General features: G+C 69.3%; 5 protein-coding genes. 2 read left to right on the forward strand and 3 right to left on the reverse strand.

The genetic code is table 11. The annotated features are described in order from the left end of the window. Positions 1 to 4 precede the first annotated feature (4 nt). Both GEV28_RS18815 and aspS read right to left on the reverse strand, forming a co-directional pair. The gene (locus tag GEV28_RS18815) at positions 5 to 946 is read right to left on the reverse strand and encodes a DUF389 domain-containing protein (protein ID WP_291413394.1); all 942 of its coding nucleotides are present in this window, start codon (positions 944 to 946) and stop codon (positions 5 to 7) included. A 4-nt stretch (positions 947 to 950) separates the two neighbouring features. Continuing rightward, positions 951 to 2,732, reverse strand: a complete 1,782-nt coding sequence (gene aspS / locus GEV28_RS18820) for an aspartate--tRNA ligase (RefSeq protein WP_291413395.1) — start codon at positions 2,730 to 2,732, stop codon at positions 951 to 953. A 289-nt stretch (positions 2,733 to 3,021) separates the two neighbouring features. Here aspS and GEV28_RS18825 point away from each other — a divergent pair, with 289 nt between their 5' ends. Next, positions 3,022 to 3,954: a hypothetical protein gene (locus tag GEV28_RS18825; RefSeq protein ID WP_291413396.1), complete on the forward strand. Its 933-nt coding sequence runs from the start codon at positions 3,022 to 3,024 to the stop codon at positions 3,952 to 3,954. 742 nt (positions 3,955 to 4,696) lie between these two features. On the opposite strand, the gene GEV28_RS18830 is transcribed toward GEV28_RS18825, so the two are convergent. Continuing rightward, the gene (locus GEV28_RS18830) at positions 4,697 to 5,551 is read right to left on the reverse strand and encodes a radical SAM protein (protein ID WP_291413397.1); all 855 of its coding nucleotides are present in this window, start codon (positions 5,549 to 5,551) and stop codon (positions 4,697 to 4,699) included. Between the two features lie 178 nt (positions 5,552 to 5,729). On the opposite strand from GEV28_RS18830, the gene GEV28_RS18835 reads away from it, so the two are divergent. Further along, positions 5,730 to 7,127, forward strand: coding sequence for a hypothetical protein (locus tag GEV28_RS18835; RefSeq protein WP_291413398.1), 1,398 nt, complete (start codon positions 5,730 to 5,732; stop codon positions 7,125 to 7,127). Positions 7,128 to 7,477 lie beyond the last annotated feature (350 nt).

A 7,477-nucleotide genomic window follows, 5' to 3' on the forward strand; every position in this document is an offset into this window, starting at 1 on the left:
AATGTCACCCCTCGGACAGTGGCCGCCCGGCGTCGGCGGTCGTCCACGTCGCGCGACGCAGCACCAGCACCACCACCGCGGCCAGCACGATCCCGGCGAGGTTGACGGCCAGCTGCAACACCGAGTCACCGAACCGCGCCCACTCGCCGAGGATCGCCGCGACGCTCGCGTAGCCGGCGGCCGGCACGGTGGTGACCGAGATGAACACGCCGACCAGCGCGGCCGACTTGGCCGAGGTCATCGACAGCATCCCGGCCGCCCCGGCGAGCAGCGCGACGATGAACGACCACGGCCCGACCGTGTAGACGAAGTCCACCTCGTGGTCGCCGACCAGCGCCCGCGCGTCGAACAGGCCGGCCGCGTTGCCCACGAACGTGCCGAGCGCGGTGACCGCCATCGCGACCGGAAAGCCCACCGCGAGCACGATCGCGGCCCGGCGCACCAGGTCCCGCCTGCGGCGCACCAGGCCGACCGCGAGCGCGGCCAGCGGCCCGAACTCCGGACCGACGACCATCGCACCCACGATCGTCACCGGCGAGTCGGTGATCACGCCGACCGCGGCGAGCAAGCACGCGATCGCGAGAAACGCGAGAAACGTGCCGTTGAGCCGGGACTCCTCACCCGTGCGGGCGAGCAGCTCCTCCCACACCACGGCGTCCGCGGCGTCGCCCGGCGCGTCCTCCTCGGCCTTGTCCGCCGCGTCCGACAGCGCCGTGTCGATCTGCTCCAGCGTGATGCCGCCGGAGTGGTCGACGCCGAGCTCGCACAGCGCCGCGATCAGCCCGTCGGCCGCCTCCCTGGCGATGTCGGCCTCGATGACGTCGCCGGGTGGTGCCACGGCCGCGCCCGGCAGCCGCACGAGGTGCGCGGCACCCGGGTGCTCGGTGAGCAGCGCGACGACATCGCCGGTGACCTCCGCGGGGCAGATCACCCGAAGGTGCAGCACGGGCTCACGCCTTGGCGGAAGCCGGTTTCGCGTCCACGCCGGCCTCCTTGCGCTGCGCCGCGGTGATCGGCGCGGGCGCGCTGGTGAGCGGGTCGAACCCGCCGCCGCTCTTCGGGAACGCGATCACGTCGCGGATCGACGGCTCGCCGGCGAGGAGCATCACGACCCGGTCCCAGCCGAAGGCGATGCCGCCGTGCGGCGGCGGGCCGTACTTGAACGCGTCCAGCAGGAAGCCGAACTTCTCCTCGGCGTCCTCGGCGGAGATACCCATGACCCCGAACACCCGCTTCTGCACGTCGGCCTGGTGGATACGAATGGACCCGCCGCCGATCTCGTTGCCGTTGCAGACGATGTCGTAGGCGTAGGCCAACGCGTTGCCGGGATCGGTCTCGAAGCGGTCGATCCAGTCGGGGTTGGGCGAGGTGAACGCGTGGTGCACGGCGGTCCAGCGGCCGGCGCCCACCGCGACGTCGCCGTGGCTGCGGGCGGCGTCGGCCTCCTCGAACAGCGGTGCGTCGACCACCCACACGAACGACCAGGCCGACTCGTCGATCATGCCGAGCCGCCTGCCGATCTCCAGCCGGGCCGCGCCGAGCAGCGCACGGGCCTCGGCCGCGACGTTGGCCGCGAAGAACACGCAGTCGCCCGGCTGCGCGCCGGTGGCCTTGGCGAGGCCGTCGCGCTCGGCCTCGGACAGGTTCTTGGCCACCGGGCCGCCGAGCGTGCCGTCCTCGCCGATGAGCACGTACGCGAGCCCCTTGGCGCCGCGCTGCTTGGCCCATTCCTGCCACGCGTCGAGCTGGCGGCGCGGTTGGTCGGCGCCGCCCGGCATGACCACCGAGCCGACGTAGGGTGCCTGGAACACCCGGAACGGCGTGTCGGCGAAGTACTCGGTGAGCTCGGTTAGTTCGAGGTCGAAGCGCAGGTCGGGCTTGTCGGTGCCGTAGCGGGCCATGGCCTCCGCGTAGGTCATCCGCCGGATCGGGCCCTGGATCTCGTGCCCGGCCAGGTCGCGCCACAGGGCGCCGACGATCCGCTCGCCCAACGCGATGACGTCGTCCTGCCCGACGAAGCTCATCTCGATGTCGAGCTGGGTGAACTCGGGCTGCCGGTCGGCCCGGAAGTCCTCGTCCCGGTAGCAGCGGGCGAGCTGGTAGTACCGCTCGAGGCCGCCGACCATCAGCAGTTGCTTGAACAGCTGCGGGGACTGCGGCAGCGCGTACCAGGAGCCGGGCTGCAGGCGGGCCGGGACGAGGAAGTCGCGCGCGCCTTCGGGGGTGGAGCGGGTGAGCGTCGGGGTCTCGACCTCGACGAAGTTCTCCGCGTGCAGGACGGTGCGGGCGATCCGGTTGGCCTCGCTGCGCATCCGCATGGCGCGGGCCGGGCCGGCGCGGCGCAGGTCGAGGTAGCGGTGGCGCAGGCGGACGTCCTCGCCGACGGTGAGGTGCTCGTCGAGCTGGAACGGCAGCGGGGCGGCCTCGCTGAGCACGTCGAGCTCGGTGACCAGCACCTCGACCGCGCCGGTGGCGATCTCCGGGTTCTCGTTGCCCTCGGGCCGCGCGGACACCTCACCGACGACCCGAACGCAGAACTCCGCGCGCAGGTGGTGGGCGCGCTCGGCCATCTCACCCTCGCGGAACACGACCTGCGCGACGCCGGACGCGTCACGGAGATCGACGAAGATGACCCCACCGTGATCTCGCCGGCGAGCGACCCAACCGCTCAGCGTGACGGTCTGTCCGGCATGTTCGGCGCGAAGCGTCCCGGCCTCGTGCGTGCGGATCACGGCGTGCTCTCTCCTGTCGAGACATCAATCGAACGGGAAGAGGCTAGCCAACGGCGGCGTGGTTCCGTCCAGCAGGTTTCCGGGGCTGGCATCACCGTACGCAGCAGGTCGATCACACGCGGATTTGACGTGATGGCTACCACGCCACCCCGTCAACCCGTAGGGTGGCGGTTACCAGGTGGTAGGAATCGCTGGGGGCGAACGCAGGGAGACCACGATGGGTGGCGGCGCGACCCGCGAACCAGTTCGGGAACTGCACCGCGCAGCTGGTGGCGAGGTCCGGCGCGCGATGGCCCCCCAACCTGCGGACAACCTTGCCGCGGACGCCTTCCCCACCGCGCTGCGTACGGCCATTCAGGCCAGTGGGCTGTCCCTCGACCGGATCCAGTACCGGCTGCGGGCCCGCGGCGTGTCGGTGAGTGTCACCGCGCTGAGCTACTGGCAGTCCGGCCGGCGGCGCCCGGAGCGGGCCGAGTCGCTCGCCGCGCTCGGGCACCTCGAGTCGGTGCTCGGTGTGGCGCCGGGTTCGCTGATCGCGTTACTCGGTCCGCCGCGACCGCGCGGCCGGGTGCAGCGCGAGTCGTCCCGGCTGCCGATCGAGGCGCTGTGGCACGAGCGCGAGCCGGTGTCGAAGCTGCTCAAGCGCATCGACTTCGCCACCGAGACCGCACTGACCAAGCTGAGCCAGCACGACCGGATGGATGTGGCGGTCGACCGCGGCGAGCAGCGCATCGCCGTGCGCCAGGTGGTCCGCGCCGAGCGCGACGGCGTCGATCGCACCGTGATGGTCTACGACCTCGAACGCATCGGCCGCCCGTTCCCCGAGATCACCGCGCACCAGTCGTGCCGGATCGGCCGGATCGCCCGCGATGAGGCCGCCGGCCTCATCGCCGCCGAGATACTGCTCGAGGCGCCGCTCGCCCGCGGCGAGACGTCGATCGTCGAGTACGCGCTGAACCACCCCGGCCCGCCGTTCTCCCGCGGCGACGACAGCTACTGCCGCAAGTTCACCACCCCTGTTCGTGAGTTCGTGCTGGAGCTGCGGTTCGACCCGCACGCGCTGCCGGCGTACTGCGAGCTGTACACCGTGGACCCGGAGGAGCAGACCACCACGCGCCGCAAGGTCGAGGTCAACGCCGCCGGCGAGGCACACGCGGTGGCCCTCGACTTCGGCCCCGGCACGTTCTGCGTCCGCTGGGACTGGCCCCGGGACCGCACCTGACTCAGGCCCTTGCGCCACTCCCCCATGCGGGACGAACCGCTCGATGACGGCCTCGTACGGCGCCGAGTCGAACCCTCGTGCCGTGACCCATCCCGGGTCGTGGTGGGTGGCCAGGTAGGGCTCGGCGCTGTCGCCGACGACCGTGACGATGCTGCCCTTCGCTCCCTCCTCCCGGATCCGGGCGGCCAGGTGGCAGACGCCCCACAGGTTGGTGCCGGCGGCCGGTCCTGCTTCGGTCCCGCTTCGTCGCGGAGCCACCGCATCGCGGCGACGGACGCGGCGTCCGGCACCGGGATCACCAGGTCGACCGACCCGGGCCGGAAGCAGGGCTCGACGCGCGGCCGGCCGATGCCCGGGCTCCGCGACGGCATGCCGTCGCGGAGCCGTAGTCGGCGCGCCACGCGCCCACGCCGGGAGTAGGCGGAGCTCTCCGGATCCACCACCGCGAGCCGGGTCCGCCTGCCGTGCCGGTGCAGGTGCCGGCCGATCGCCGCGGCGGTTTCGGCACCGACCACGACCCACTCCGGCTCGTCACCGAGCCGGCCGACGACCTCGTCGGCGATCGTCGGCCCGACCGCGGCCTCCGCACGCTCGTCCTCGAGACGGACCTCCACGTCGGCAAGGGTGAGCCGCCGCAACGGCGTCGGGGAGCCGGTCCGGTCCGCCAACCCGGGCCGAATGGCCTCGGCCCGCGAGTTGGCGCCACGCCCCGAACCTGACCGACCCTCCGCGGCGGTCGGGATCAGAGGAGCTCGAGTTGTTCCTGGTGGACCGGGGCCGCCTGTTCGGGGATCGACACCAGGCTGCCTTCCGGCCAGGTCGCCTCCGTTCGGGGCTCCTTGGCGTCCTTGGGAGCCAAGCCGTGCCGGCGTAACAGCGGCCCCACTCGGCGGCCCAGCCAGCGGCGGTAGCGGATGTCGGCGTCGGAGCCGCGGGCGTAGATCTGGCGGTAGCTCGGCACCAACTCCGGGTGCTCGCGGGAAAGCCACGCGGCGAACCACTCGCGGGCACCGGGGCGCAGGTGCAGCGGCAGCACCGTGACACCGGTGGCGCCGGCCTCTGCGATGGCCGCGAGCAGCTCGTCCAGCCGTTCGATCGAGTCCGTGAGGCCCGGCAGCACCGGCGCGACGAACACCCCGCACGGCAGGCCCGCGTCGGTGATCTTGCGGACCAGCTCCAGCCGCGCCTGCGGGCTCGCGGTGCCCGGCTCGAGGCTGCGCTGCAGCGTCCGGTCCGCCAGTGCGACCGACACGCCGAGCCCCACCGGCACGTCCGCGCCGACGGCGGCCAGCAGCGGGAGATCCCTGGACAGCACCGTGCCCTTGGTGAGGATGTTGAACGGCGTGCCACTGTCGGCCAGCGCCCGGATGATCCCGGGCATCAGCGCGTACCTGCCCTCGGCCCGCTGGTACGGGTCGGTGTTGGTGCCCATGGCGACGTGCTCGTGGGTCCAGCGTGGCGATCGCAGCTGCGCGGTGAGCACCTCGACCGCGTTGACCTTGACCACGACCTGGGTGTCGAAGTCGTGCCCGGAGTCGAGGTCGAGGTAGGTGTGCGAGTTGCGCGCGAAACAGTTGTCATGAGCACAAGCGCACACACTTACCAAAACCAGGGCGCGCGGTTGCGCAGCGCGCACGTCCGCCCCATGTACGCTGGTCAGAGGCAGTTTGGCTCCAACTCTTGGCGGGGATCCGATGAGCGCTCCTAGCGGTCCGCAGCGCGGTGCCTCGCGCGGTGCGGTCGGTGGCGGTCGTCGCTGTCCAGGCTGCGGGACGATGCTTGCGGCTGACAACACCGCACGACTGTGCAGCAGGTGCCACCGGGAAAAACGCGACGAGCTTCGCACGCCACCAGCCCAGCTCAGGAATGAGTTTTTCGAGACGGGCGAATTTCGGGCAGCCTTCGAAAGTCAGCACATCGGCAAAATCTTCAGGGCATACCGAAACCACCCCCGCCATCTTCAACTGTTCGGCAAGGCGCTCAATCAGGAACTGCTGGGACGATGGCTTGGTCTCACGCAGGCACAGGTAAGCAAGATCGAACACGGCCAGCCGGAGCAGAACCTCAAAACGCTCCGAAATTACGCCAGAATTCTGCACCTGCCACAGCATCTGCTATGGTTCGATCTCGCAGGGCAAAGCAGACTGAGCCCACCACAGTATTCACGCGCAAACGGCAACAACCTGATTGTCCCCGCATCCCGCGACGATATTTTGGTTGCCGCCACCGGCATGGACACTCTCGAATTGCTTCAGCGCGTACGAACATCGGCAATTGACTCGTCGGCCGTCGACGCTCTCAATATTACTGTTGAGCAGCTGTGTTGCGACTATTCATATACGGATGCCCGAGAATTGATGGCTGTTGGCAAGAGCTGGTTGGGCAAGGTTACCGAACTGCTCGGAAATCACCTAACGCTAGCCCAGCATCGGGACATACTCGACAACGCCGGAATGCTAGCGCTGCTCGTGGGTTGCCTCGAATATGATGTCGGTAACGCGCGGTCGGCTGAGGCAACGCGGCGCATGGCAATGGAACTGGGCAAAGAGTCCGGCGACCCTGGGATCGTAGGCTGGGCTCACGAAATGCTCGCGTGGTTCCACCTGACAGCAGGCAGCCACCGCGCGGTTATCCCGGCAGCAGAAGCAGGCATCCAAGCTGCACCGTCACGTTCGGTCGCAGTGCAACTCTACGCTCAGCAGGCGAAAGCCTACTCACGCATGGGGATGCCCGAGAAGGTTCACGAAGCGCTCGAAAACGGTCGCGCATTACTGGATAAACTACCCTACCCGGAAAGGCCTGAAAATCATTTTGTGGTTGATCCAGATAAATGGGACTTCTACGCGATGGACGCCTACCGAATTGTCGGTCATGACCAACTGGCGAAGCGTAACGCCGAAGAGGTCATCCGACGCAGCGTTAACCCGGAAGGTGTCGTTGTGTCCCCTATGCGCAAGGCCGAAGCCCAGCTGACCTTGGCGGTCATCGCGGCTCGACAGGGTGACGTGGACGAAGCAGCCTTGCTAGGCATGGGGGCGTTGCAGGGCGGCCGACAGAGCCGCCCGTCACTCTTGATGGTCGCTGGTGAACTTGAGCACGAGTTGCACACCTACGGCTCAGGTACGGGCGCAGACTTCTGCGAGCTGTTGAACGACCTCAAGCGTGCCCCATAGCTCCCCCGTTCTGGCGCGCTCGGTGTGGCTTGAGATACGCAAGGCTGTGCGATGCAATCAGGCCGGCCAGTCGCCCGAAGGGGCTCGTGGTGGACGTTGAGGAGCGAAGGTGCTTGCGTGTGTACGTGGTCGAGCATCTATCTCCCGTGTGCTTCGGTGACGACCGCTTTCGGGTCGAGTTCCAGTGCCCAACAGATCCGGAGGAACTCGATCGCGGTAGGGACCGCGCTTGCGGGCGGCCCCCCGCACAGATCCCAGCGTGCGCTGCTAACGCACTGGGCTCCTGCCTCGGGTTCTGGCGTCGAAGCGCGCGTCGGGGAATGGGTGCATCACGCGGGCGGGTGGTAGCC

The organism is Actinophytocola sp., from assembly GCF_009379765.1.
Taxonomy (GTDB): domain Bacteria; phylum Actinomycetota; class Actinomycetes; order Mycobacteriales; family Pseudonocardiaceae; genus Actinophytocola.